Below are 25,921 nucleotides of genomic sequence, written 5' to 3'. Positions count from 1 at the left end.
ATATTACTGGAAATCAAAATTTCCAGTAATATTTGATTTATAAGAAACTATATTACACAAAATTATCTACAGTCTCGATAGCTAAGGATCTATAATATTATTTATATATCTGTTATTATAAAATACTGCCTATAATAATTCATTATAGTTATATATGTAGTTATCACATTCTTCTTTTAAAAGAGCTTCTTGGTGTTTAGAGTGCTCATCATATACACCTATAACTTTCATTCCAGCTAATTTAGCTCCTCTCGCAGCAGCAATTATATCTTCGAATACTATACAGTTTTCAGGCTCTACACCTAATTTTTGAGCTGCTAAAAGATATATATCAGGATTACTTTTACTTTTATTGACTTCATCAGTAACTGTTATAGCATCGAATAAGTCATAAGCTTTATTGCTTTTAAGAGTTGCCTCTAATAAAGGAATGGAATTGCTAGTAGCTAGTCCTATTTTTATACCAGAAGCTTTAAGTTTAATTAGAAATTCCAATGCATTATCTTTAAGTTTTACATTATTTTTATAATGATTATAAGCCATTTCATTCCAAGTATTCATAATTACTTCTATAGAATCGTCTATAGAAAATCTATTTTTAAAGTATTCTGCAGTTTGTCTAAAACTTAAGTGTGTTATTTCATCAGTTAGATTTAATGGAACTGTGTGACCTTTTGATGTTAAGTAGTCTATATCTATTTGTGACCATACCCACATCGAATTTATTAAAGTTCCATCTAAATCAAAAATTGCAGCTTTTATATTATTCAAATTAGTATCCTCCTAAGTATAAATAGTCAATATTAATATAATACATAAGTAATAAAAAGGTATATGTATTTAATTGATGTATATAAACAAAAAAAGAGATAGATAAAAATCTATCTCTTTGGTCGGGGTGACAGGGATCGAACCTGCGACCTCATGGTCCCAAACCACGCGCGCTCCCATCTGCGCTACACCCCGGAGCACATAAAATATTATATAAATAAATTAAGTATATGTCAACACTTTTTTTAAGAAAATAAAAATCTTTTAATTTTTATCTAGGATTATTGTGTTGGATAAGATCGAAGCAGAATTTATATATTATTAGTTAATATTATGTATAATTAAATTTCAAAAAAATGTATTGATGTTATATAATAGTTTATTATATAAGTATAAAATTTATTAAGAGGTGTTGTTTATGAATATGACTGTTTTAGTAATAATTTTAGTCAGTATAGGTTTTTTAGGCATAGGAACTTTTATATTAAATAATAAATATATTAAAAATGCTGATTTAGAAGATGATTTTGTAGCAAGGGAAATAAAAGCAATGAAAATAAGTGGAACCGTAAATATATTAAATGGATGTATAGGGCTTATAATTTCAATATTATGTTTAATAATAGCAAAATGGACTAAGGAATTATTAATTATTTTTGTTGTTTGTATAGTTATATTAACTTCAATTCAATATATATTAAATAAATCAGTTAGAAAGTAAGAAAAAGTATCATAAAAGTAAATTTATATGAATATTTTATTATAGTGAATTTGTTTATTATTATGGTGTAAATGTATATAAACGGAATAAAAATACTGTTTAGAATACATTTACATCTAGTAATATCAAGGAAATTTCAAATTACCATTGTTCTTCCTTTTCATAAGTGGTATAATGGTAAAGAACAACAAAGGAGAGGGGGAAGGTCTAAAAAGGCCTATAAGGAGTATGAAAAGAAAAGTTATATCGGCTGTATTAGCAGTAACACTAGCATTTACACTAGCGGTTACATCAGCAATGCCTGCCTTTGCAACGCCAAATGAGGAAGTTATTGAAAATCAAAAAAAGTATGATGAATATACAAAGAAGATAGATGAAATAACAGGTAAAATAATTGCATTTAATGCAGAAATTGAACCATTAATAGAAAAAATAGATAATAATAATGCACAAATGGAAGAAATAAAGGTAGAAATAAAAAATACTGAAGTTGAAATCGAAAGTGCAAAAGAAGACATAGCTAAACAAGAAGAAGTATTAGGAAAAAGAGTTAGAGAACTTTATAAATCAGGTGGACAGACTAGTTACATAATGCTTTTATTTAGTGCAGAAAGCTTTAATGATTTAATAAGTAAAATTGAATCAACTAACAGATTAGTAAAGATTGATAAAGAAATTGTTAAGGAATTAAAGGACAAGCAAGAAAATCTTGATACTAAAGTTAAGTCTTTAGATGAGAAAAGTAAAGAAATTCAAGCTATAAATGAAGAAAATAAAAAATCTCTAGCAGATTTAGAGGAAAAGAAGGCAGAACAACAAAAATTAGCGGATGAGGCAGCTGCAGAGCAAGCTGAATTTGAAAAAGAATTCTTAGTTGTTTCTGAAAGAACTTTAGTTGAATATCAGTTTAGTGTAATAGCAGATTCAACAAGTTCTATAGATTCATTAAGAAGTGCCATAACTCAGCTAAGAAGTATTAGAGATACTCAAATAAAGAGTAGTATTGTTGTAGAGGAAATTAACGAACAAATTGAAATAGCAAAATCAAGAGTAGAAGAACTTGAAGCAAAAGAGGCAGCTAGTAATACTATAGATGCAAATAGAGGTGAAATTTCATCTACAGGTAATGGAATAGTTGATTTTGCATACCAATATCTTGGAGCACCATATGTATGGGGAGCAACAGGTCCAACATCATTTGACTGTTCTGGATTTACAAGCTTTGTATATGCAAATGCAGCAGGTATAGATATAACAAGAACAACTTACTCTCAAATGGGAGTAGGAACTCCAGTATCTTATAGCGAACTTCAACCAGGGGATTTAGTATTCACTTATGGTGGAGATCACGTAGGTATATATGTTGGAGGTGGACAATATGTTCATGCGCCAATGCCAGGTCAAGGAGTTAAGGTAGGAAATATAACTGATTTCTACACAGCAAGAAGAGTTTTATAATGAAATTTTAAAGCTAGGGATTACATTCCTAGCTTTTTTGTGCATAATAAAATAGTATTGTATAATGATAATCGTAAATATTAATTAGTATTAAGACGATATAAAAAGTTTTAGTAATTGAATAATGAAGACAAAGTATTTTACAAAAGAAAGAGGTGCTATATGGAAGTTAATATAAATAATGATGAGAGTATTGATGATTTACAACTAAATGGACTTAGATTAATACAAAAAGAAAAAGGATTTAGATTTGGAGTTGATGCAGTCTTACTTTCTCATTTTGCAAACATAAAGAAAAAGCATAGAGTAATAGATTTATGTACAGGTACAGGAATAGTACCGTTTTTGGTTTATGGTAAATATAGTCCTCAAGAGGTGATAGGACTAGAGATTCAAGAAGATATGGTTGAAATGGCTAATAGAAGTTCAATACTTAATAATACTGAAGATAAAGTTAAGTTTATAAATGGAGATTTAAAGGATAAAAAAATAATAGATTCTATAGGAAAATTTGATGTTGTTACTGTTAATCCACCATATAAGCTAAATAATGCAGGAATAGTCAATCCTGAAGATAAACTTGCAATTGCAAGACATGAAATAATGTGTACTTTAGAAGATGTAATAATAGCCTCTAGAAGATTATTAAAGGATAATGGAAGAATGTTTATTGTACATAGACCAGAAAGGTTAGCTGATATATTTGGACTTATGAGAAAATATAAAATAGAGCCTAAAAGGGTAAGAATGATACAGCCAAATACTAAAAAAGCACCTAATATAGTTTTAGTTGAGGGACAAAGAGATGGTGGAGCATTTTTAAAATGGGAAGAGCCATTATATGTATATGATGATAATGGAAATTATAGTGAAGAAATAGATAGAATTTATGGGAGGAATTAAATTATGGAATATGGAAAGGTATATTTAGTACCAACACCAATAGGTAATTTAAAAGATATAACATTAAGAGCTTTAGAGGTATTAGAGAATGTTGATGAAATTGCTGCAGAAGATACTAGGCAAAGCTTAAAGCTATTAAATCATTTTAATATTAAGAAGCCTTTATTTAGTTATCATCAACATAATGAGCAAGGAAAAAGCGACGATATAATAAATAAATTAATGGAAGGTAAAAATATAGCAATAGTTACTGATGCAGGAACACCAGGAATATCAGATCCAGGTAGTGTTGTTGTTAAGAAGTGTATTGAAAACAATATAGCATTTGAAGTGTTACCAGGAGCTACTGCAATTACAACGGCATTGGTTTATTCAGGGTTAGATACAACAAAATTTATATTTAGAGGATTTATACCAAGAGAAACTAAGGAAAGAAAAAAATTAACTGAAGAAATAAAAGATAAGAAAGAGACACTAATTTTTTATGAATCTCCACATAGATTAATTGAATCATTAAATTATCTTAAAGAATCGCTAGGAAATAGAAATATAGCCGTTTGCAGAGAGTTAACTAAGTTGCATGAGGATATTTATAGAGGAAGTATCGAAGAAGCTTACAATTGGTTTTTAGAAAATAAACCAAGAGGAGAATTTGTTCTAGTAATAGCAGGTAAAAGTGAAAGTGAATTTAAAGCAGAAAAAGAACAAGAACTAAGTGGAATAACTATAGAACAACATTTAATTAATTTAATTAATGAGGGTATGGATAAAAAGGAAGCTATAAAAATTGTGGCTAAGGAAAGAGAAATTCCTAAAAAAGAAGTATATAAAATATCTATAAATATATAAAATATTTACTTTAAAAAAATTATGTAAGCAAAAAAAGCACCTTTTTAGGTGCTTTTTTATATATGTATATAATTAATTTAGAAAATTATCTTCCAACCTTTAATTCTTCCATACAGTTTTTGCAGATATTTTTACCTTTGTAGTTAACAACATCTCTAGCATCACCACAGAAAATACAAGCTGGTTCATATTTCTTTAATATGATTTGTTCACCATCTACGTATATTTCTAAAGCATCTTTTTCAGCTATATCTAATGTTCTTCTTAATTCTATAGGAATAACTATTCTTCCTAATTCATCTACTCTTCTAACAACTCCAGTTGATTTCATATATAATTCCTCCTTAACAAGTTTCGACATTTAGCAGATTAATATTAGCAGATATGTAATTAAAAGTCAATAAAAAACTTTAAAAAAAAGTTTAATTTACAAAAATACCGCTTATCAAACTCATAAATAAACTATACTACCATAATTTTGAAAAGTCAATACAAAATTTAAAAAAAATATTTAAAGAAAAATATTTCAAAAATGGCTTAAATACTATGTTTAGAAAGTGATATATATTTTGATTTAATTAAATTTAAATAAAAATATATAAAAAAAGAAAAAAAAGTAAAAGAAAAAATATAAATATAGAATAAAATAATAAATAAATCATATAAGATAGGTGAAATTAACTTGTAATAAGTTTATAGTTACTATATAATGATATTAACGAATAAAATATGAGGTGAACTTAAATATGGTTAATAAAGTTGATAATAACTATATAAAAGAAGTTGCTGAAGAAATATCAAAAACCTCTATGGTATCTTATGAGGATTTACCGAAATACGATCTTTTTCTATCACAAGTTATAGATTTTTTAAATGATAAATTTGTTGAAGATAAATATACTAATAATATTGTACAAAATTATATTAAAAGTGAAGTAATAAGTAAGCCTGAAGATGGCAAAAAAAGAGGTTATACAAAAATTCATTTAGTTCAACTTGTTTTATTAAGTTACATGAGACCAATACTTACAACTGAAGAAATAAAAAAAGTGTTTAGTTTAGCGTTTAATGAAATAAATGATAGGTCTGACGATATTATAGATTGGGAAACTGCATATAAGTTATTTACAGAAACACAAAATGAAAGTTTTAATAAATATCTAGATGCAACGGCATTAAATGATGATAAATTAGATTCTATAATTAAGGATTTAAACCTAGAAGAAAAAGACGAAAATAGTATAAGAACTTTCGTTGTTGTTATGTCTTTAATAGCTCAAGCAAGTGCAATTAAAAAATTAGTTCAGAAAATAGTAAATGAATATCATTCATAAAATAAAGTTATCAAATATAAAGCGTATCTTTTACTAAGATAGTTTTAATGTTTGATAACTTTTTTGTTATAATAGTTTTATTGAATAGGGAAGGAAAAATAAAATGAGTGATAAAGTAGTATTTAAGGAATCGGTGAGAGGACTAATTGAATATATTCTAAAGAGTGGAAGTTTAGATGATAGATTTTTATCAAGGGGACGCGCGCTAGAAGGAACTGTTGCTCATGGAAAGTTACAAAAAAGCAATGCTGAAATTTATAAAGAGTATGAAAAAGAAGTAAAATTAAATTACGAATTTCAGAGAGAAGATGTTATTTTACAGGTAGAAGGAAGAGCCGATGGAATAATAAAGGATAATGGAAATGTAATAATAGAAGAAATTAAATCAACATATAAAAATTTAATTTATATTGATGAGGATTTTAATGAATTACACTGGGCACAGGGCAAAATTTATGCATATATATATTGTAAGTTAAATTCTATGACAAAAATATATATTAGATTAAGTTACTACAATATAAATACTGATGAAGTTAGATCTTTTGAAAAGAAATTTCAAATTAAAGAGTTAGAAGAGTATACATACGAAATAATATATAAATATTTAGACGATATTATTTTAAAGAATAATCTTAAAATTATTAGAAATAACAGTATTGAAAATTTAAGTTTTCCATTTAAATCTTATAGAAAAGGACAAAGGGAACTTGCAATAAATTGTTATAATAGCATAAAGCAAAATGGGGTATTATTTGTTCAGGCTCCCACAGGTATAGGAAAGACCATTTCAACAATTTTTCCTGCTGTTAAGAGTATAGGAGAGGGACGAGGAGAAAAAATAATTTATTTAACAGCAAAGACAATAACTAGGTCTGTAGCTGAAGAAGGATTTATTAAATTACTTAATAATGGATTAAAATTTAAAGTAGTAACTATAACAGCAAAAGAGAAAATGTGCTTAAATAGTGAAGTAAAATGTAATCCAGATGATTGTATATATGCACGAGATTATTTTACAAAAATAAATGATGTAATTAAAAAATTAATAGCTAGAGAAAACATATTTACTAGAGCTAAGGTAATAGAATATGCTAAGGAATTTAATTTGTGTCCATTTGAACTTTCTTTAGATTTAACTGAATGGTGTGATAGTGTTATTTGTGATTATAACTACGCATTTGATCCAAGAGTTAGATTAAGGAGAATTTTTGAGGATCATAATAGTGAGAATATATTATTAGTCGATGAGGCACATAATTTAGTAGATAGAGCAAGAAATATGTATAGTTGTGAAATACTTAAGAGTAAGGTGATGGATGCAAGTAAGATATTAAAAGGGAAAGTACCTAATTTATATAAGATAGTAAACTTAATTAATAAAGAAATGATAAATATCAGAAGAGAATTAGAAGAGGTAAATGAGAATGTAACTTATAAAAATATAATTTATAAGGATTTAATAAAGCTATTAAGGATGTTTATTAATGAAGCAGAGGAATATTTAATAAAATCAAAAGGGACTAGTGGATACGAAAATATATTAGAATTTTATTATGACACAAGGAATTTCATAGCATTGAGCGAATTATATTCTAAGGAGTATACAACGATACTAAAAAATAGTAGAAATGAATTTAGTATAAAAATATTTTGCATAGATCCGTCTAAAAATCTTAGCAAAATAGTTAATTCGGCATATTCGACAGTAATATTTTCAGCAACACTTTCTCCAATTAAGTACTATGTTGATTTATTAGGGGGAGAGGAAAATAGTTTTAGAGTAAGATTTAATTCACCTTTTAATAAAGAAAATTTACAAATATATATAAAAGATTTAGATATGAGATATGCAAGTAGAGATAAAAATATAATTGAAGTATGTAAGAATATTAATAGGTTTGTTCAAGAAAAACAAGGGAATTACATTGTATTTTTACCATCTTTTGATTATTTAAATAAGGTATATAAAGAATATGTGCGTATTTATGGAGATGAAAATATTTTGCTTCAAGAAGAAAATTTATCTGAAGAAAAAAAAGAAGAATTTTTGAGTAATTTTAAAATAGGAGCTAATAAAATTGGATTTTCTGTTGTTGGTGGTATGTTTTCAGAGGGTGTGGATTTGCCAGGAGAAAGACTTATTGGCGCAGTAGTAGTAGGTGTAGGATTTCCGAGGATATCGGTAGAAAATAATATAATAGCAGAGTATTTTGAGCAGAATGGTTTTGATTATTCATATACTTATCCAGGAATGAATAAAGTTTTTCAATCAGTAGGTAGGGTAATAAGAACAGAAACAGATAAAGGTAGAGTATTATTGATAGATAATAGATATTTAAATAATAAATATAAAAGAATGTTACCACAAGAATGGAATATAAAATTATATAAATGATTAAAATAAAAAAATAGCTAGTTAAAATGTAAAAATAAAAAGAAAGGATTGAAATAAAATATGGCTAAAGGACATACAAATAAAGGGAAGTCTATAGTTAGCTTCTTAATATATTTTATAGTTAAAATAAAAGACGATGATATTTTTGCTTTAGCGGCTCAATTAGCATATTACTTAATACTATCATTTTTTCCTTTCTTAATATTTCTTCTGACATTAATAGGTCTAAGTGAATTAGATTCTATGGAAGTTTTAGGTGGATTAAGAGCTATTTTACCGAGTAGTACTTTTAAATTTGTTTATACAACAATTGTTGAAATAGTAGATACCCAAAATACAGGATTATTAAGTGCTTCATTATTGTTAATTATTTGGTCAGCATCATCAGCATTTAGAGCTGTTATAAAGGGTATTAATAAAGCATATGGAGTTAAGGAGAAGAGATCTTTTATAGTAAGGTCAATTATTGCTATAATATGTACATTTGCATTAGCTTTTCTAATAATAGCAACTTTAATATTATTGGTATTTGGTAAGTTACTAGGTGATTTATTAGTTTCATATCTACCATTTCCGATTATAATATACCAATTATGGAATTTATTAAGATATTTAATAATAATAGCAATGATGATTTTAATTTTTGCAGTAATGTATAGGTACACACCATCTATACGATTAACATGGAGAGAGGTCTTTCCAGGTGCTGTAGTATGTACTGTTGGATGGTTAATTGTTTCATTAATATTTTCATTTTATATAAATAATTTTAGTAATTACTCTAAAATATATGGAAGTTTAGGAGCAATAATAATTTTAATCACTTGGCTTTATATAACATCAATAATACTCATTTTAGGTGGAGAGGTTAATTCAGTTATGGTAATAAGAAAAAATAATTTATCCATACGTTAAAAGAAAAATGCACTTTTATGAATAGAAAGTATATAAATGGATATACTTCAAGATGAAATATTCAGGAGGTGCGATAAAATGAATAAAATAGTATTATTAGGAAAATTAATTAAGGACCCTGAACTAAAAACTATTGATAATGGTGAAAAAGTTTTTACTAGGTTTATAGTTGCAGTGGAGAGGAATTTTAAGTCAGCAGATGGTACTAGAAAATCAGATTTAATACCAGTAACTATGTGGGGAAGAAAAGCTGAAGTAATATGTAAGTTCATGAAAAAAGGAAGTTATATAAGCTTAAGTGGAAGATTAAAAACAGGAAGCTATGAAGATAAGCAAGGTAACAAGAAATATTTAGCTGAAGTTGTAGCAGAGGATTTTAAGTTTGTAGGAAATAGAAGAGAACCAAAGGATGGCAATGAAGTAATCGGTGAGGAATAAAAAAATTTCGAAGTATATATGATATACTTCGAATTTTTTTTATTTTCGACAATATTAGGATGATGATAAATAAAAGATAAATTATAAATATATATAATTCAATAAAAAAAGTGAAATTTATTACATTTATGTTGAAAAGTGAAGGAAAATTTGAAAAATAATATACCATCGTTTGACATAAAAGTATTATAAAATATGTTATTGTTTTATTAGTACATTATGTAAAGGGGTGGGGGAATGAAAATTATAGAATCTTTAAGTATGGAACTTAATGAAGAAGAGAAAAATATGAAATATTTCTATAGAGTTACAGAAGGAAATATACTAAATGATACAGTATATGGTATAGAAATAGAAAGACATGATTTCATAGATGGAAAGGTGGTTAATTTAGAAAGGGATTTTATAAATGTAGTATCTAATAACAAAGAAAAAGTAGAAGATATCGCTAAGATGTTATGTAGTAAGGTAGTATCTCCTATTCATCTAGTAGATATAGTTGGAGAATACTCAGATGAATACGTAATGAGTTTAAGTAATTAATTATTTAATAAAATTTAAACAAAATATAAGATAAAAATAGAATATTAACAAAAGAGGTGATTAAGTGATTTTAGGAATTGGTACAGACATTATAGAAATTGATAGAATAAAAAAGGCAATAATAAATACACCTAAATTTTTAGATAAGTTATTCACTGAAAGAGAGTTGAAGCAATTCAATTTAGATAATCCTAGAATTGAAAGTATTGCTGGGAACTTTGCAGTAAAAGAGGCAGTTAGTAAAGCACTAGGAACTGGAATGAGGGAAATAGGATTTAAAGATATTGAAGTTTTTAGGGACAATCTTGGAAAGCCATTTATAGAAGTATCTGAAAAAATAGATAAAGTAATAAAAGAAGAAAAATATAACTTTCATGTATCAATATCCCATAATAAAACAAGTGCAATTGCGTTTGTAATTTTGGAGGTATAAGGATGTATATAATGTCATCTTGTAATTGTAAAGAGATAGATAAGTATGCAATAGAGAAGTTAAAAATACCTAGCATAATATTGATGGAAAATGCAGCTAATGAAATATATTTAAGAATTAAAAATAAGTACGATAAATTCTTAATTATTTGTGGTACTGGAAACAATGGAGGAGACGCATTAGCCATTGGAAGAAAGTTATTATTAAATAATTATCAAGTTAAGATTATAATAATTAATCCTAAAAAAAATTATAGTAGTGATTTTAATATTAATTATGAAATATTAAAAAATTTAAATTCAGATATAGAGTATATAAGTGATTTTAAAGGAATAGGGCAACTTAAATATACAATAAAAGAATATGATGTTATTATTGATGGAATATTTGGAGTTGGATTAAATAGGACATTAAATGAATTTTATTGTCACTTAATTAATGAAATAAATTTATCTAACAAAGATATTTTATCAATAGATGTTCCATCTGGATTAGATTGTAACGAAGGCATACCATTAGGAAATTCAATTAGAGCAAATAGTACATATACATTTGAAGTAATAAAAAAAGGATTTTTAAATTATAAAGCTATAGAATATTTAGGTAAAATAGAAACTATATCTATTGGAATTCCTAATGAAGTTAAAGAAAAGTTTAGTGAGAACGTATATATTTTTGACGATGATTATTATAAAGGTTTAATAAAGAAGAGAGCAATCTATGGTCATAAAGGAGATTATGGAAAATGCGTACTTGTTGCAGGAAGTCTAGGATTTTCAGGAGCTTCTTATATATGCACTGAATCATGTGTTAAAACTGGAGCAGGATTAACTACACTTATTACAACAGAAGAATGTCAAAAGATAGTCAGTAATCAATTAATAGAAGCTATGACTATTAACTATACAGAACTAGATAGAGTTAAAAGTGTAGTAAAAAATGCGAATGTAATTGCATTTGGACCAGGAATTAGAGGGGATGAAAAAGATAAAAATATTTTAAACTGCATAATAGATGACTATAGTAACTCTATAGTAGTAGATGCTGAAGGAATAAATATGTTAAGTAGGGATAAAAGCTTACTTAAAAAATTACAAGATAGAGTTGTATTGACGCCTCATTTAGGTGAAATGTCTAGATTAGTAAATAAGACAATAGGAGAAATTGAAAAAGATAGAATAAATATAGCTAAAAATTATGCTAAAGATAATAGATGTGTATTAGTTTTAAAAGGTTACAATACCGTAATAACAGATGGAAATAAAGTATATGTAAATAATACAGGAAGCAGTAAGATGGCAACAGGTGGCATGGGGGATTGTTTAACAGGAATAATTACTTCATTAATTGGCCAAGGATATAGCAAATTAAATGCATGTTTACTTGGAGTATATTTACATGGGAAATGTGGAGATATAGTAGCAGAAGATAAATATTCTGTATTAGCAACAGATATAATAAAAAAATACCATTTGTTATGAATGATTTGATATAAATTATGAATAAATTTAAGAACAACATAATATTAGTAATAATGGAATAATGATTATAGGAGGAAAAATGAAAAAGAAAATCATTTTATCGTTATTATTAATAATACCATTTATATCAATATTAATAGTTATTATTTTTAGGGGATTTTTAATGCCAAGCAATGAGGAGATAATAAAATCACTAAAAAATATAAATTATTATGAAACAAAAGTAGAGTACATAATTAGAAACGATAGAGGAGAAGAAACAGAAGAAACAACTCAATATTATAGCAGTGAGGAAGGCGTTAGAGTTGAGTTTGGTGATGATAGAGTAAAAATTTATAAAAATGATGGCATTTACGTAAAAGATAATATATCAAATACTGAATATGTAATTGATGTTAGTATGGATTATCTACATTCTATTGCATTTATGAATAAAATATTATCATGCCCTTTAAAAAGTGATTCATTAAAAGAAGGACAAGAAGAGTGGGGAGATACAATATATATACAAGTAGATGCAGAGTTATTTTTACAAAATGATCATCTTAATACTGCTAGAATATTTATAGATAAAAAAAATAAAGCGCCAATAGGAATAGTAATATATGATAAATCAGGAAAAGAAACAGTAAGAATCATATATAAGGATTTTAATAAAGTTAAGGAAATAGATAGTGATAAATTTTCAACTTAAATTTAATTTGTAGATAAATAATTATAGAATTAATGATTTAGTTAGGTGATTATACTTCACCTAACTAAATAAAAGAACTATTTATATAGTAAGATAAACTTTTATTCTTTTATAGAATAGAGAATATTATAACGATAAATTATTAAAAGTAAAAATTATTATAATAAATTATAAAAATAATTAATAAAAAATAGCCAAAGTATTCAGGAAAATCAGATATAGTTTAATATAAGTGAGATAGAGTACATATTGTATTAAATATAAAATGAATAGATGATATAACTTGACAATAAAACACTATTTTTTACAAAAATACAAAAAATATATAAAAAAATACAAGATAAGTGACATTTCTATTTACAAATTGACATAATTTGAAATATAATTTTCTTATACATAGAAATGATGAACTCTTAGGAGGTCGATTATGTCAAAAGATATAAGTAGTACAAAAGTCCGTAAAATAAATGTAGATTTTTCAAAAAGTAGTAAATTTATAAAGGAAAGTTTAATAATATATAGTGAGGATAAAGAATCCAAGGAGTTTTTTGAATTAATGAAAAATGGTTATAAAGAAATGGCCAATATTAATTTAGAACTTGCAAGGGATGTAAATCCATCACGAAAGTCTCTTAAATATAAATTTGATGATATAAATGAATATGAGAAATGGCTTTGCGGAGTGTGAGATTTTTAAATGACGACTATGGTTGTAAAAAGAGGGGATATTTTTTATGCAGATTTAAGTCCAGTTATAGGCTCTGAGCAAGGAGGAATTAGACCTGTTATAATAATTCAAAATGATATCGGGAATAAATATAGTCCTACAGTTATTGTAGCTGCTATAACTTCTCAAATTAATAAGGCTAAACTTCCAACCCATGTAGAAATTTCTTCAGAAGAGTATGGACTAAATAGAGATTCTGTTGTACTTTTAGAGCAAATTAGAACTTTAGATAAAAAAAGACTTAAAGAAAAAATTGGCCATATGACTGAAGCCGATATGAAAAAGGTAGACAAGTCTTTACTTATAAGTATAAGCTTAGCTTAAATTTACAATATTAAAAGTAAATTAACTTAAATGTTAATTTACTTTTATTTTTTTATATTACACTATAATAATGTAAAAATTATTAATTGAATATACTAAATTTGATTAAATTAATATTTGGTATATTGAAATTATGATATGTACCAGTGATTATGATTACATATGTTAAAGGTGATATACTATAAACAAATAAAAAATAAATAGTATACACTAATTAAAAAATAGTATATACAAAGTCGACAATTTATGATAAAATAATTTTAAGATAACTTACATAATATAGAGATAAGCAAATACATATTATGAATTGTAATGTAGGAGGATTTTTAATGGTTAATAATGTACAAGAATTAAAATCAATGGCAAAACTAATTAGAAAAGATATAGTTTCAATGTTAACAGAATCAGCATCAGGACATCCAGGGGGATCATTATCAGCGGCTGATATAGTAACAACACTTTTCTTTAAAGAAATGAATATAGATGCCAATAATCCAAAGAATCCAGATAGAGATAGATTTGTATTATCAAAGGGGCATGCAGCACCAGTTTTATATAGTGCATTAGCAAGAAAGGGATTTTTCCCAGTAGAAGAATTAACTACATTAAGAAAGTTTGGATCAAGATTACAAGGTCATCCAAGTATGAAGTGTTTACCAGGAATAGATATGTCAACTGGATCTTTAGGGCAAGGGATTTCAAGTGCTGTTGGGATGGCTTTAGCTGGTAAAATAGATAAGAAATCATATAGAGTTTATACTATTTTAGGTGATGGAGAATTAGAAGAAGGTCAAGTTTGGGAAGCAGCAATGTCAGCGGCTCATTATGAGTTAGATAATTTAACTGCATTTGTAGATTTCAATGGATTACAAATCGATGGAGATATAGAAAAAGTAATGAATCCATGTCCAATAGACAAAAAGTTTGAAGCTTTTGGATGGAATGTATTAGTTATAGATGGACATAATTTCGAAGAAATAATAGATGCTATAGAAAAAGCGAAGGCTTGCAGCGGTAAGCCAACAGTTGTTGTTTGTAAAACAGTTAAAGGTAAAGGTGTATCATTCATGGAGAATGAAGCAGGATGGCACGGAACAGCACCAAGCAAGGAACAATGTGAAATGGCTTTAGCTGAGATTGGAGGAGACAAATAATGAGTAAAAAGATTGCTACAAGAGAAGCGTATGGAAAAGCATTAGCAGAATTAGCAAAAGAGAATGAAAATGTAATAGTATTAGATGCAGATCTTTCTAAATCTACTAAAACAGCTGATTTTAAAGCAGTTTGCCCAGAAAGATTTTTCAATATGGGAATAGCTGAAGGAAATATGATGGGAGTTGCAGCAGGATTATCAACTTGTGGAAAAATTCCATTTGTAAGTACCTTTGCTATGTTTGCAGCAGGAAGAGCTTTTGAACAAATAAGAAACTCAATATGTTATCCTAAATTAAATGTTAAAGTTTGTGCTACTCATGCTGGATTAACAGTAGGAGAAGATGGAGCATCTCATCAAACTGTTGAAGATTTATCATTAATGAGAAGTATTCCTAATATGGTAGTTATATCACCTGCAGATGCTGTTGAAACTGCATCAGCAATTAAGGCTATAGCAAAGTATGAAGGACCTTGCTATGTAAGATTAGGAAGAGCAGCAGTTAATGTTATAAATGATGAAAATACTTATGAATTTAAATTAGGAAAAGGTGTTGTTGTATCAGAAGGTAAAGATGCTACAATAGTTGCTACTGGTATAATGGTAGATGCTGCAATTGAAGCTAAAGAAATTTTAGCTAAAGAGGGAATTGATGCTAAGGTTATAAACATACATACAATTAAACCTTTAGATAATGAGTTAATAATTAATGCAGCAAAAAAAACTGGGGTTATTATAACTGCTGAAGAACATAGTGTAATTGGAGGATTAGGTTCAGCTGTTGCTGAAGTTATATCAGAAAATTATCCAATTCCAGTTTTAAGAGTTGGGGTTAAAGATGTATTTGGTGAAAGTGGTAAACCAGAAGAATTATTAAAAGCTTATGGTTTAACTGCACAAGATATAGTTAATAAAGTAAAAGAGGCAATTGCTTTAAAAAAATAGATTTAAACTAAAACCACAAAACAGTTATTTTTTACCACCAAAACTGCGATTAAAAATCGCAGTTTTTTTTGAATTTAAAAAGATATATAATTAAAGAGAATAAAGAGACTTAGGATAAATTTGTATAAATGAGGAAAAATAATAAATATTTATAATAATTTATCAGAGGGAGCAGAATTTTATGAGTAAAAATAAGTTTAGAGAGTTTACCCTAATAACTATTGGAATATTGCTAGTGGCAATATCTGTGGTTTATTTTTTTGAACCTAATAATATAGCAGCAGGAGGAATTACAGGATTAGCTATAGTAATAAATAATTATATACCATTTATATCAATAGGACCTTTAGTATTAATAATGGATGTATGTTTATTTATTGTAGCGTTTTTAGTAATAGGAGGTAAATTTGGGGCAAAAACAATATACTCAAGTCTTTTGTTATCTTCATCTATGTGGATAATGCAAAAGTTCTTACCTTATACAGTTACTAATGACTTGATTATTTCAACTATATTTGGCACACTAATAAGTGCATGTGGGATGGCGCTTGTATTTAATGCAAATGCTTCTACTGGAGGTACTGATATAATTGCAAAAATATTAAATAGATTTTTCCATTTTGATATAGGAAAGTCTTTATTAATGGTTGATTTTTTTGTAACGTTACTTGGTGCATTAACTTTTGGTATAGATATAGGACTTTATGGATTATTATCAGTAATAATAAATGGAGTAGTAATAGATAAAATAATAGCTGGATTTAATGTTAGAAATGAAATAACAATAATAAGCAAAAGTAACAAAGAAATAAGTAAATTTATTTTAAATGATTTAGAGAGAGGATGTACTTTTATAAAAGGAATGGGGGGATTTACAGGAGAAGATACTGCAATTCTTTACACAATATTAGAAAGAAATGAGTTTATAAAGTTAAAACAGCATATTAGTAATATTGATAAGAATGCATTTATCACAGTTGGAGAAGTACATGAAGTTATGGGTGAAGGGTTTAAGCATATAGATGATGAATAAAAATTAAAAGTTATAGGAGATACTTATGGAAAAAATTAAAGAATATTTATTAACAACATTAGGGATAGCACTAACGGCAATAGCACTAGAATATTTTTTCTTCCCGTGTGATATTGCTGCAGGTGGTGTGTCTGGAATAGGTTTAGTTATTAATAAACTGATAGGGTTAGATACAAGTGTAGTTGTATTATTTCTTAATATATTACTATTTATATTGGCATTTGTTGTATTAGGAAAGTCTTTTGGAGGCAAGAGTATTTATGCAACTATAATGCTTTCGGTATTTATGTGGATAATAGAGAATTTTTTTACACCAGGAATATTAACAGAAAATATGTTTTTAGCTAGTTTCTTTGGATCAGCCATATTAGGTATGGGAGCAGCTATAGTATTTCATCAAGGAGCATCAACAGGTGGAACAAGTATTATAGCAGCAATTATTAGTAAATTTACTCCTATAGGAATTGGTATATCAGTATTACTTACAGATTCATTTGTTTGTATTATGGCAATTAGCGTATTTGGTGTTGATAAAGGATTATTCGGCTTCTTTAGCGTTATATTAATAGGCTTAGTTATTGATAAATTTATTGATGGATTTAATACATGTAAGCAAGTATTTATTGTAACAAGCAAGGAAAAGTTAATAGCTCAATATATAACTAAAAACATAGATAGAGGATGTACTATATTAAATGGTAATGGTGGATATACAGGAAGTAATGTTAAAATAATATATACTGTTCTAAATACTAAACAATTTATAACATTAAAGAAGTATTTAAAAGAAGAAGATCCTGATGCTTTTATAACTGTTAATGAATCTACAGAAGTCCTAGGAAAGGGTTTTACAGATTATTAAAAAACGGAAAATATAGGGAAAGAGCTCTTAAATGTTGGTGTTATGTCAGTTCTATGATATAATGACTCTATAGGTTTAGTATTTTGGCTAAATTAATGAGGTAAGAGGTGTTAAGTTATGATAGAATTTAAGGACGTATCTAAGATATATAATAACAATGTAAAAGCTTTATCTAATGTAAGCATAAAAATAAATTCAGGAGATTTCGTTTTCTTAGTTGGAGCATCTGGTGCAGGTAAATCTACATTTATTAAGATGCTTTTAAAAGAAGTTGATCCAACTACAGGGGAAATAATAGTTGCAGGGAAAGAGCTTTCAAAAATTACTAGAAGGCAAACTCCTTATTATAGAAGAAAAATAGGAATGGTATTCCAAGATTTTAGATTAATTCCAACATTAAATGTATATGAAAATGTTGCATTTGCAATGAGAGTTGTTGAAGCATCACCAAGGGAAATAAGAAAAAGAGTTCCTGAGGTATTAGCTAAAGTTGGACTAGATCGTAAGTATAAAATGTTCCCTAATGAGTTATCAGGAGGAGAGCAACAAAGAGTTTCTTTAGCAAGAGCTATAGTTAATAAACCAAGTCTTTTAATAGCGGACGAACCTACAGGAAACCTTGACCCAGAAACAGCTAATGGGATAATGGAGTTACTTGATGAAATAAATAAATCAGGGACTACGATATTAATGGCAACACATGCAAAAGATATAGTTGATAATATGAAAAAGAGAGTTATAGCAATAGATAAGGGTACTGTAGTAAGGGATGATAGAAAGGGGATGTACGAAAATGAAAATTAGTAGTTTAAATTATTTTATAGTGGATGCTTTTAAAAGCATAAAGAGAAATAGAACAATAAGTTTTGCAGCTATGATAACAGTACTAATAACATTCTTTATTTTTGGTACATTTACTCTATTAGCACTTAACTTTAACAAGAGTATAGAAGATGTAGCATCAAAAATTCAAATTCAGGTCTATTTAAATGATGACATAAAGTTAGTTGATCAAAGAGAAATAGAAATTAAATTAGCAGAACAACCACAAGTAAGTGAAGTTACATATGAATCAAAAGATGAGGCATTTTTAAACTTACAAGAAAATTTAGGTGATAACAAAGGGTTAATGGAAGGTTATGATTTAAATAATAATCCATTACCAAGTTCATTTATAGTTAAATTAAAGGATCCTTCAGCAGCAACTGAAGTAACAAAAGCTGTAGAAGGTATGACCGGTGTTGAAAGCATAGGAAATCAACAAGAAGTCATAGATACAATAAGTAAATTTGTTAATATAATTCAAATAGTAGGTATTGGATTATTTATAGTATTTATAGGTGTTTCTGTATTCTTAATAATGAATACAATAAAGCTTACTGTTTACTCAAGAAGAAGAGAAGTTGGAATTATGAAATTCGTTGGTGCTACAGATTGGTTTATAAGATGGCCATTTGTAATAGAAGGAATAGTAATAGGTGCAATAGGATCAGTAGCTTCTACAATATTACTATACTTTACTTATAGTGGAGTATTTAATTGGATAGTAAATTCAATGTTTATCGTAAATTTAGTTGCACCACAATTTGTATTAACTACATTATTAGGATTATTCCTTATTGGTGGAGTAATAGTTGGAGCAATAGGAAGTATATTTGCATTAAGAAAGTTCTTAGTTGTTTAGTATATAGAATTAAATAATAGGTAAAATAATAAATATTAGTTAAAGATAAAACTACAACTTCTTTATTTGAAGTTGTAGTTTTAAATAAATATAAATAAATTTAAGGTGTGAAAGGAAGAAAGAAATGGAGAGCAATGAGAGTAAAAAAAATAAACAAAAGTTTAAACCTATAAAGTATACCATTATAGTAATAATACTTTTAATAACATATTGTGGTGTGTTTTACTTAGGAAATACTCTAGCTGTTAAAGGGTTAGTCTTAAATAGTATTCCTAGCAATGCATTAAACGATTTAAAAAATATAGAGGATTCTGATAAATATTCTAATTTATTTGGATTAAGAAGTTTATTGTTTGCAAAATATGATGGTGAAATTGATGATAATAAATTATTAGAAGGTGCTATGAAGGGAATGGCTGAATCTTTAGGTGATCCATATACAGTTTATATGGATAATGAAGAGTTTAAGACTTTTTTAGAATCCAGTGAAGGTAGTTTTTATGGAATAGGAGCTCAGCTTGGAGTTAGAAATAATCAAATAACAATTATAGCGCCATTAGAGGGTTCACCAGCAGAAAAAGCCGGGTTAAAAGCTGGGGATGTAGTTATTAAAGTTGATGATTATGAAGTTGTTGATTTAAATACTGATGCAGTTGTTTCAAGGGTTAGAGGAGACGAAGGAGTTCCTGTAACATTAACCATTGTACGTGGAGATTCAGAACCATTTGAAGTGGAAATTGTAAGAGAGGAAATACAAACTGAATCAGTAAAAGGTGAGATATTAGAAGATGATATAGGATATATTCAAATAACTACTTTTAGTGATAAAGAAGTTAGTCAAAAATTTACTAACAAATTAAATGAATTAAAAGATAAAGGAATGAAGAAACTAATATTAGATTTAAGAGGAAACCCAGGTGGATACTTAGATCAATGCGTTGAAATAGCATCTAATTTTATTGAAAAAGGTAATGTAGTTACTTATACTGTTGATAAATATGATGAGAAGATAGTTTCTGACTCAATAGGAGGAGATGCTATAGGAATGCCATTAGTTATATTAGTTGATGGTGGTAGTGCAAGTGCATCAGAGGTTGTAACAGGAGCATTAAGAGATTATAATGCAGGAACAATAATAGGAACAAATACTTTTGGTAAAGGAATAGTTCAACAATTAATACCACTTTCAAATGATATGGGTGGATTAAAGGTAACTACATCAAAGTACTATACTCCAAATGGTGAAAATATTCATGGAACTGGTATAGCACCAGATATAGTAGTTGAAATCCCTCAAGAAATAGCAACAATGGAGTATGACAGAAGTATAGATCCTCAATTCCAAAAAGCATTAGAGGTAATAAGAGAAAAGACTAATTAGGAGGCTCAAGATGGATTTAATAATCTATAGCTTAAAAGCTGTAGCAGTAGCAATAGTTGAGCCATTGCATTTACTGATGCTTATTATATTTGGGATATTGTTTTATTTGAAAAATAAAAAAATATCAGCTATTCAAAGGATGACAATAGGGGAGAGGATAAACTCTCCCTTAGAATTAACTTTATCTCAAATTGTATTAGGAATATTAGCAGGTGCAATTGGTACTATAATATTAACTATTTTAGGAGTAACTTTTAAAGAAAATTCAGGCATAGAGTTTTTATTTATAATATCAATATTAATGCTTTTTTATAAAAAGAAATTTATTTCTTTTGCGTATACTGGAGCTATTTTAGGAGCAATAGGAATAGTTATGAATATTGTTCAAGTAATAGTAGGTAAAAAATTATATTTTGATGTAGATATACTAGCACTTACTACATTTATAGCAGTTATGTACATAATAGAAGCTTTATTGATTATGATAGATGGAGGAAGAGGCGCAATTCCTGTATTTACGAAAAAAGATAATAAAATAATAGGTGGATTTTCTTTTAATAGATATTGGGCGCTACCAATTGCTATATTAATGATATTTAACAATGAATTGATATCATCATCTAGTACTATAGCTATAGAAACGCCAAATTGGTGGCCAATAATAAAGACAAATGGAATATTAGATTTATTAACTACTGCAATGATGGCATGTATTCCTTTATATGGAGTGATGGGATATAATAGCGTTACTTTTACAAAGGAAAAGAATAAAAAACCATTGTTATCAGGATTGTTAATATTTATATTAGGAATATCCATATTAGTTATCGCACAACTTTCTAGGTTAAATATAATAGGGCAAATAATTGCTATAGCTTTTATGCCATTAGCATATGAATTTATAATTAGATATGATAGAAAGCTTGAAAATGATAATAATCATCATTTATATGTTAGTGATGATGAGGGAATTATGATTCTTGAAGTAGCACCAAATTTACCAGGATATGAGGCGGGAATTAGAAGTGGTGATAAAATACTAAGTATAAATGGGACATCTGTTACATCAGAAGCAGATATTTTAAAAGCTGCTAAAGATGGTATGTTTAAAATGCAATTGAGTGTTAAGAAAAAATCTGGACAAGTATTAGAATATTTTGTTCAACCTAGAAATAAAAGGATTGGAATTTTATTAGTGCCTAAAATGGTTAAAGTTGAAGATATTGTTGGTGCTGATACAGAAGATTTCAAGAGGATACTAGAGGAACTTAAAAGTAAAAAATGATATATAAGTGAAGTTGAAAGATTTATATTTTGTTATTGAGATACATAGATTCAACAAAAGAAAGTATTCTTCACATAAATAGAGACTGTACAAATCAAATTTGTAACAGTCTCTATTTAGTTTAAGAAGAGATTTAGAGTGTAATATATTTAATATTATTTTTTATTTATATAGAATTTTCTAAGTTATTTGTATAGAATATAGGTTAATACAGATAGGGCAAAATATTTGAATACAGTAAAATTTAAAAGTAAAATATAATTAATATATATGAGAAAACTTGGAGTTGATATAATGGGAGAATTTAAGATACATTCAAAATTTAAACCAACAGGAGACCAACCGCAAGCTATAGAGAGTTTAGCAAATGGAATTAATAAAAATGAAAAATATCAGACTCTATTAGGAGTAACTGGTTCTGGTAAGACATATACAATGGCAAATATTATAGAAAAAGTTCAAAAGCCAACTTTAGTTTTAGCACATAATAAGACATTAGCAGCACAATTATGTTCAGAATTTAAAGAATTCTTTCCTGATAATATAGTTGAATACTTTGTTTCTTATTATGATTACTATCAACCGGAAGCTTATGTACCACAAACTGATACTTTTATTGAAAAAGATGCATCTATAAATGATGAAATAGATAAATTAAGACACTCAGCTACATCAGCTTTATTTGAGAGAAGAGATGTTATCATAGTGGCTTCAGTATCTTGTATTTATGGATTAGGTAATCCAGATGAATATAAAAAGCTTACTATTTCATTAAGAGTTGGTATGGAAAAAGAAAGAGATGAAGTAATAAAGAAACTTATAGAAATTCAATATGAGAGAAATGATATTGATTTTTCAAGAGGAACTTTTAGAGTAAGGGGAGATTCATTAGATATTATTCCGGCATCATCTTCAACAAAAGGAATAAGAATTGAATTCTTTGGAGATGAAATAGATAGAATAAGAGAGTTTGATGTTTTAACAGGTAAGATATTAGGAGAAAGGGAGCATGTTGCTATATTCCCAGCATCACACTTTGCAACATCTAAAGAAACTTTAGATAAAGCTATAAGTAAAATTGAAGATGAATTAGAAGAAAGGTTAAGAGAGCTAACATCTCAAGATAAATTATTAGAAGCTCAAAGATTAAGACAAAGAACAAATTATGATATAGAAATGATTAAGGAAATGGGATATTGCAGTGGGATAGAAAATTATTCAAGAATTTTAGATGGAAGAGCACCAGGAACACCACCTAAAACATTATTAGATTTCTTTCCAGAAGATTATTTGATGTTTATAGATGAAAGTCATGTTACATTACCACAATGTAGGGCAATGTATGCAGGAGATAGATCTAGAAAGGATACACTTGTTGAGTATGGATTTAGATTACCATGTGCTTATGATAATAGACCATTAAAGTTTGAGGAATTTGAAAATAAAATTAATCAGATTGTATTTGTTTCAGCAACACCAGCGCAATATGAATTAGATCATTCTACTAATATAGCAGAACAAATAATTAGACCAACAGGACTATTAGATCCAGTAGTTGAAATAAGACCAGTAACAGGACAGATAGATGACCTTTATGCAGAGATTTTAAAGACTACAGAAAGAGGATTTAGAACATTAGTAACAACATTAACTAAGAGAATGGCAGAGGATTTAACTAAATATTTAACTGAACTTGGAGTTAAGACAACTTATATGCATTCTGATATAAAAACTATTGAAAGAATGGAGATAATAAGAGATTTAAGATTAGGTGAGTTTGATGTTCTTGTTGGAATCAATCTTTTAAGAGAAGGATTAGATATTCCAGAAGTAGCACTTGTTGCAATTTTAGATGCTGATAAAGAAGGCTTTTTACGTTCTGAAACTTCAATGATTCAAACTATAGGAAGAGCTGCAAGAAACTCTGAGAGCAAAGTAGTAATGTATGCTGATAAAATAACTGGCTCTATGGATAGAGCAATTAAAGAAACTAATAGAAGAAGAGAAATTCAGATGAAGTATAATGAAGAACATGGCATTACACCTAAGACTATTATTAAAGAGATAAGAGATGTAATTGAAGCAACCAAGGTTGCTGAAGACTCTGCAGAATATAATGTAGAAGAAGCTGTTGAATTAAGTGCTAAAGATAAGAAAAAGTTAATTAAACAATACACTGATGAAATGAAAGATGCTGCTAAAAATCTTCAGTTTGAAAGAGCTGCAGAACTTAGAGATATGATTAATAAACTTAAAGAGTAAAATAAGGTGTATGAAAATAACTATATGTAGAGATTGAATTTTAATATAGTATCTAATTATTAACAATTTTTATATTTATCATTTATAATATTCATAATTGAATTTATTTAGCTGTGATATAATAAATGAGAAATGTTTTGAAATATAGTTATTAGAAGTATTAAATTTATTTAAGATAAAAGTTTTATAAATTATTATAAAAGAAAAACATTTAGTACTTCAAACTATCATAGCAAATAACATATACAACTGATTTCTATAATCTATAGAAATCAGTATTTTTTATTTAAAAAGAAATAAGACTTGTATCTATAGATAGTATTATAGTATTTTTATATTTAAAGATAACGGTATAATACTAATTAATTTTAAATTTGGTATAATTTATATAGTTAATTGGTTTATAGGAGAAAGAAAAATGAATTTAAATAAAAAAATATTAGTAGTAGAAGATGATTGGGATATTAATGGACTTTTATGTAAAATATTAATTCAAAACGGTTATGAAGTAAGAGGTGCATATTCAGGAACTGAAGCTAAAATGTGTGTTGAACAATATGAATATGATCTTATTATTTTAGATTTAATGCTACCTGGAATATGTGGTGAAGAGTTAATAAAGGAAATAAGAAAGTTACATGTTATGCCTATAATAGTAGCATCGGCTAAAACTAGCTCAGAAGATAAAATTAACGTATTAAAAATGGGAGCTGATGATTTTATAAGTAAGCCTTTTGATATTAATGAAGTATTAGCTAGGGTTGAAGCACAGTTAAGAAGATATACTAGATTTTCACATCAAGATAATATAAATAATAAATTGAAGCATAAAAACTTAGTATTAGACATTGATAGCAGGCAAGTTCATGTTAATAATATAGAAATAAATTTAACAGCTAGAGAGTTCGATATATTAGAACTTTTAATTACTAATCCTAATAAAGTTTTTACTAGAGCAAACCTTTTTGAATCTGTGTGGAAAGATGATTTTATTGGAGATGATAATACTGTTAATGTTCATATTAGTAATCTAAGGTCTAAAATATCTAAGACTGATAAAGAGAATGAATATATTCAAACTGTATGGGGTATTGGATTTAAATTAAAAGAATAATAAGTTTATACTTAAAATTAATAATAGTGAAATTTATTAAAGATTGTTTTGGGAGTAGTAAGTGGAGTAATAACAGTTTTATTAGCAGTAGTATTATTAAAATATTTTTAATGAATAGAAAAAAATCAGCAAGGAATGATATGCTCCCTTTATAGTAGACAGTTAAAATAATAAAACTGTCATTACTATAGAGGGAGCAATTTTTATGGGAAG

26 protein-coding genes and 1 tRNA gene are annotated in these 25,921 nt (G+C 27.2%); 24 read left to right on the top strand and 3 right to left on the bottom strand.

The features are described 5' to 3' along the window. Nucleotides 1–129: 129 nt before the first annotated feature. A complete protein-coding gene (locus LPC13_RS14230; protein WP_005212305.1) occupies nucleotides 130–771 on the bottom strand; it encodes an HAD family hydrolase in 642 nt (213 codons plus the stop codon). A gap of 119 nt (nucleotides 772–890) precedes the next feature. Then, nucleotides 891–966: transfer RNA gene (locus LPC13_RS14225), tRNA-Pro, on the bottom strand. A 223-nt stretch (nucleotides 967–1,189) separates the two neighbouring features. Here LPC13_RS14225 and LPC13_RS14220 point away from each other — a divergent pair. The 4 genes from LPC13_RS14220 (at nucleotide 1,190) to rsmI (ending at nucleotide 4,702) form a co-directional block, all read left to right on the top strand. Further along, nucleotides 1,190–1,492: a hypothetical protein gene (locus LPC13_RS14220; RefSeq protein WP_040419076.1), complete on the top strand. Its 303-nt coding sequence runs from the start codon at nucleotides 1,190–1,192 to the stop codon at nucleotides 1,490–1,492. 228 nt (nucleotides 1,493–1,720) lie between these two features. Continuing rightward, the gene (locus LPC13_RS14215; protein ID WP_040419082.1) at nucleotides 1,721–2,950 is read left to right on the top strand and encodes a C40 family peptidase; all 1,230 of its coding nucleotides are present in this window, start codon (nucleotides 1,721–1,723) and stop codon (nucleotides 2,948–2,950) included. Nucleotides 2,951–3,112: 162 nt separating this feature from the next. Further along, a complete protein-coding gene (locus tag LPC13_RS14210; protein WP_005212292.1) occupies nucleotides 3,113–3,853 on the top strand; it encodes a tRNA1(Val) (adenine(37)-N6)-methyltransferase in 741 nt (246 codons plus the stop codon). 3 nt (nucleotides 3,854–3,856) lie between these two features. Next, entirely contained in the window at nucleotides 3,857–4,702 is an 846-nt protein-coding gene (rsmI, locus tag LPC13_RS14205; protein WP_005212290.1) for a 16S rRNA (cytidine(1402)-2'-O)-methyltransferase, read from the top strand. Between the two features lie 85 nt (nucleotides 4,703–4,787). On the opposite strand, the gene LPC13_RS14200 is transcribed toward rsmI, so the two are convergent. After that, nucleotides 4,788–5,033 carry an AbrB/MazE/SpoVT family DNA-binding domain-containing protein gene (locus LPC13_RS14200; RefSeq protein ID WP_040419074.1) on the bottom strand — a complete coding sequence of 82 codons (246 nt, stop codon included), beginning with the start codon at nucleotides 5,031–5,033 and terminating at the stop codon, nucleotides 4,788–4,790. Between the two features lie 415 nt (nucleotides 5,034–5,448). On the opposite strand from LPC13_RS14200, the gene LPC13_RS14195 reads away from it, so the two are divergent. From LPC13_RS14195 to LPC13_RS14100, 20 genes are all read left to right on the top strand, one after another. Beyond that, nucleotides 5,449–6,036: a DUF1836 domain-containing protein gene (locus tag LPC13_RS14195; protein ID WP_005212280.1), complete on the top strand. Its 588-nt coding sequence runs from the start codon at nucleotides 5,449–5,451 to the stop codon at nucleotides 6,034–6,036. A gap of 103 nt (nucleotides 6,037–6,139) precedes the next feature. Further along, nucleotides 6,140–8,434, top strand: coding sequence for an ATP-dependent DNA helicase (locus LPC13_RS14190; RefSeq protein ID WP_234088908.1), 2,295 nt, complete (start codon nucleotides 6,140–6,142; stop codon nucleotides 8,432–8,434). A gap of 60 nt (nucleotides 8,435–8,494) precedes the next feature. After that, nucleotides 8,495–9,349 (top strand): YihY/virulence factor BrkB family protein, encoded by an 855-nt coding sequence (locus LPC13_RS14185; protein WP_005212268.1) that lies wholly within the window; start codon nucleotides 8,495–8,497, stop codon nucleotides 9,347–9,349. 78 nt (nucleotides 9,350–9,427) lie between these two features. Then, a complete protein-coding gene (locus LPC13_RS14180; RefSeq protein WP_040419072.1) occupies nucleotides 9,428–9,787 on the top strand; it encodes a single-stranded DNA-binding protein in 360 nt (119 codons plus the stop codon). A 237-nt stretch (nucleotides 9,788–10,024) separates the two neighbouring features. Further along, a complete protein-coding gene (locus LPC13_RS14175; RefSeq protein ID WP_005212264.1) occupies nucleotides 10,025–10,330 on the top strand; it encodes a DUF6514 family protein in 306 nt (101 codons plus the stop codon). 64 nt (nucleotides 10,331–10,394) lie between these two features. Continuing rightward, nucleotides 10,395–10,763 (top strand): holo-ACP synthase, encoded by a 369-nt coding sequence (acpS, locus tag LPC13_RS14170; protein WP_005212263.1) that lies wholly within the window; start codon nucleotides 10,395–10,397, stop codon nucleotides 10,761–10,763. 2 nt (nucleotides 10,764–10,765) lie between these two features. Continuing rightward, nucleotides 10,766–12,244 carry an NAD(P)H-hydrate dehydratase gene (locus tag LPC13_RS14165; protein ID WP_005212261.1) on the top strand — a complete coding sequence of 493 codons (1,479 nt, stop codon included), beginning with the start codon at nucleotides 10,766–10,768 and terminating at the stop codon, nucleotides 12,242–12,244. 79 nt (nucleotides 12,245–12,323) lie between these two features. Then, a complete protein-coding gene (locus tag LPC13_RS14160; RefSeq protein WP_051040666.1) occupies nucleotides 12,324–12,938 on the top strand; it encodes a germination lipoprotein GerS-related protein in 615 nt (204 codons plus the stop codon). A gap of 427 nt (nucleotides 12,939–13,365) precedes the next feature. Continuing rightward, nucleotides 13,366–13,626, top strand: coding sequence for a hypothetical protein (locus LPC13_RS14155; RefSeq protein WP_005212257.1), 261 nt, complete (start codon nucleotides 13,366–13,368; stop codon nucleotides 13,624–13,626). A 9-nt stretch (nucleotides 13,627–13,635) separates the two neighbouring features. Then, nucleotides 13,636–13,989, top strand: coding sequence for a type II toxin-antitoxin system PemK/MazF family toxin (locus tag LPC13_RS14150; protein ID WP_005212255.1), 354 nt, complete (start codon nucleotides 13,636–13,638; stop codon nucleotides 13,987–13,989). Between the two features lie 329 nt (nucleotides 13,990–14,318). After that, nucleotides 14,319–15,143: a transketolase gene (locus LPC13_RS14145; protein ID WP_040419070.1), complete on the top strand. Its 825-nt coding sequence runs from the start codon at nucleotides 14,319–14,321 to the stop codon at nucleotides 15,141–15,143. Next, nucleotides 15,143–16,087 (top strand): transketolase family protein, encoded by a 945-nt coding sequence (locus LPC13_RS14140; protein WP_234088907.1) that lies wholly within the window; start codon nucleotides 15,143–15,145, stop codon nucleotides 16,085–16,087. The genes LPC13_RS14145 and LPC13_RS14140 overlap by 1 nt, the downstream gene beginning before the upstream one ends. Before the next feature lie 181 nt (nucleotides 16,088–16,268). Continuing rightward, nucleotides 16,269–17,120, top strand: coding sequence for a YitT family protein (locus tag LPC13_RS14135; protein ID WP_005212250.1), 852 nt, complete (start codon nucleotides 16,269–16,271; stop codon nucleotides 17,118–17,120). Between the two features lie 25 nt (nucleotides 17,121–17,145). Continuing rightward, entirely contained in the window at nucleotides 17,146–17,982 is an 837-nt protein-coding gene (locus LPC13_RS14130; RefSeq protein ID WP_005212249.1) for a YitT family protein, read from the top strand. A gap of 117 nt (nucleotides 17,983–18,099) precedes the next feature. Further along, nucleotides 18,100–18,786 carry a cell division ATP-binding protein FtsE gene (gene ftsE, locus LPC13_RS14125; protein ID WP_234088906.1) on the top strand — a complete coding sequence of 229 codons (687 nt, stop codon included), beginning with the start codon at nucleotides 18,100–18,102 and terminating at the stop codon, nucleotides 18,784–18,786. Continuing rightward, entirely contained in the window at nucleotides 18,776–19,666 is an 891-nt protein-coding gene (ftsX, locus tag LPC13_RS14120; RefSeq protein ID WP_234088905.1) for a permease-like cell division protein FtsX, read from the top strand. Before ftsE ends, ftsX begins: the two co-directional genes overlap by 11 nt. Nucleotides 19,667–19,790: 124 nt before the next feature. Continuing rightward, nucleotides 19,791–21,047, top strand: coding sequence for a S41 family peptidase (locus LPC13_RS14115; RefSeq protein WP_005212243.1), 1,257 nt, complete (start codon nucleotides 19,791–19,793; stop codon nucleotides 21,045–21,047). 10 nt (nucleotides 21,048–21,057) lie between these two features. Then, the gene (locus LPC13_RS14110) at nucleotides 21,058–22,332 is read left to right on the top strand and encodes a PDZ domain-containing protein (RefSeq protein WP_005212242.1); all 1,275 of its coding nucleotides are present in this window, start codon (nucleotides 21,058–21,060) and stop codon (nucleotides 22,330–22,332) included. Between the two features lie 294 nt (nucleotides 22,333–22,626). Further along, the gene (gene uvrB, locus LPC13_RS14105; RefSeq protein ID WP_040419068.1) at nucleotides 22,627–24,594 is read left to right on the top strand and encodes an excinuclease ABC subunit UvrB; all 1,968 of its coding nucleotides are present in this window, start codon (nucleotides 22,627–22,629) and stop codon (nucleotides 24,592–24,594) included. Nucleotides 24,595–25,012: 418 nt separating this feature from the next. Next, nucleotides 25,013–25,708, top strand: a complete 696-nt coding sequence (locus LPC13_RS14100) for a response regulator transcription factor (RefSeq protein ID WP_195244575.1) — start codon at nucleotides 25,013–25,015, stop codon at nucleotides 25,706–25,708. The last annotated feature ends 213 nt before the right edge of the window (nucleotides 25,709–25,921 follow it).

This window comes from Clostridium celatum (assembly GCF_021412605.1).
GTDB classification, from domain to species: domain Bacteria; phylum Bacillota; class Clostridia; order Clostridiales; family Clostridiaceae; genus Clostridium; species Clostridium celatum.
This window is presented reverse-complemented; position numbering and strand designations above follow the sequence as displayed.

What these genes read in the sequence shown, in the direction of transcription:
- LPC13_RS14135 (WP_005212250.1), top strand. Translation starts at nt 16,269, where the DNA reads ATGAGTAAAAATAAGTTTAGAGAGTTTACCCTAATAACTATTGGAATA.
- LPC13_RS14215 (WP_040419082.1), top strand. Translation starts at nt 1,721, where the DNA reads ATGAAAAGAAAAGTTATATCGGCTGTATTAGCAGTAACACTAGCATTT.
- LPC13_RS14210 (WP_005212292.1), top strand. Translation starts at nt 3,113, where the DNA reads ATGGAAGTTAATATAAATAATGATGAGAGTATTGATGATTTACAACTA.
- LPC13_RS14115 (WP_005212243.1), top strand. Translation starts at nt 19,791, where the DNA reads ATGGAGAGCAATGAGAGTAAAAAAAATAAACAAAAGTTTAAACCTATA.
- ftsE (WP_234088906.1), top strand. Translation starts at nt 18,100, where the DNA reads ATGATAGAATTTAAGGACGTATCTAAGATATATAATAACAATGTAAAA.
- LPC13_RS14185 (WP_005212268.1), top strand. Translation starts at nt 8,495, where the DNA reads ATGGCTAAAGGACATACAAATAAAGGGAAGTCTATAGTTAGCTTCTTA.
- LPC13_RS14200 (WP_040419074.1), bottom strand. Translation starts at nt 5,033, where the DNA reads ATGAAATCAACTGGAGTTGTTAGAAGAGTAGATGAATTAGGAAGAATA.
- LPC13_RS14175 (WP_005212264.1), top strand. Translation starts at nt 10,025, where the DNA reads ATGAAAATTATAGAATCTTTAAGTATGGAACTTAATGAAGAAGAGAAA.
- LPC13_RS14110 (WP_005212242.1), top strand. Translation starts at nt 21,058, where the DNA reads ATGGATTTAATAATCTATAGCTTAAAAGCTGTAGCAGTAGCAATAGTT.
- LPC13_RS14150 (WP_005212255.1), top strand. Translation starts at nt 13,636, where the DNA reads ATGACGACTATGGTTGTAAAAAGAGGGGATATTTTTTATGCAGATTTA.
- LPC13_RS14130 (WP_005212249.1), top strand. Translation starts at nt 17,146, where the DNA reads ATGGAAAAAATTAAAGAATATTTATTAACAACATTAGGGATAGCACTA.
- LPC13_RS14145 (WP_040419070.1), top strand. Translation starts at nt 14,319, where the DNA reads ATGGTTAATAATGTACAAGAATTAAAATCAATGGCAAAACTAATTAGA.
- LPC13_RS14180 (WP_040419072.1), top strand. Translation starts at nt 9,428, where the DNA reads ATGAATAAAATAGTATTATTAGGAAAATTAATTAAGGACCCTGAACTA.
- LPC13_RS14195 (WP_005212280.1), top strand. Translation starts at nt 5,449, where the DNA reads ATGGTTAATAAAGTTGATAATAACTATATAAAAGAAGTTGCTGAAGAA.
- LPC13_RS14140 (WP_234088907.1), top strand. Translation starts at nt 15,143, where the DNA reads ATGAGTAAAAAGATTGCTACAAGAGAAGCGTATGGAAAAGCATTAGCA.
- LPC13_RS14165 (WP_005212261.1), top strand. Translation starts at nt 10,766, where the DNA reads ATGTATATAATGTCATCTTGTAATTGTAAAGAGATAGATAAGTATGCA.
- ftsX (WP_234088905.1), top strand. Translation starts at nt 18,776, where the DNA reads ATGAAAATTAGTAGTTTAAATTATTTTATAGTGGATGCTTTTAAAAGC.
- uvrB (WP_040419068.1), top strand. Translation starts at nt 22,627, where the DNA reads ATGGGAGAATTTAAGATACATTCAAAATTTAAACCAACAGGAGACCAA.
- LPC13_RS14190 (WP_234088908.1), top strand. Translation starts at nt 6,140, where the DNA reads ATGAGTGATAAAGTAGTATTTAAGGAATCGGTGAGAGGACTAATTGAA.
- LPC13_RS14160 (WP_051040666.1), top strand. Translation starts at nt 12,324, where the DNA reads ATGAAAAAGAAAATCATTTTATCGTTATTATTAATAATACCATTTATA.
- LPC13_RS14155 (WP_005212257.1), top strand. Translation starts at nt 13,366, where the DNA reads ATGTCAAAAGATATAAGTAGTACAAAAGTCCGTAAAATAAATGTAGAT.
- rsmI (WP_005212290.1), top strand. Translation starts at nt 3,857, where the DNA reads ATGGAATATGGAAAGGTATATTTAGTACCAACACCAATAGGTAATTTA.
- LPC13_RS14220 (WP_040419076.1), top strand. Translation starts at nt 1,190, where the DNA reads ATGAATATGACTGTTTTAGTAATAATTTTAGTCAGTATAGGTTTTTTA.
- LPC13_RS14100 (WP_195244575.1), top strand. Translation starts at nt 25,013, where the DNA reads ATGAATTTAAATAAAAAAATATTAGTAGTAGAAGATGATTGGGATATT.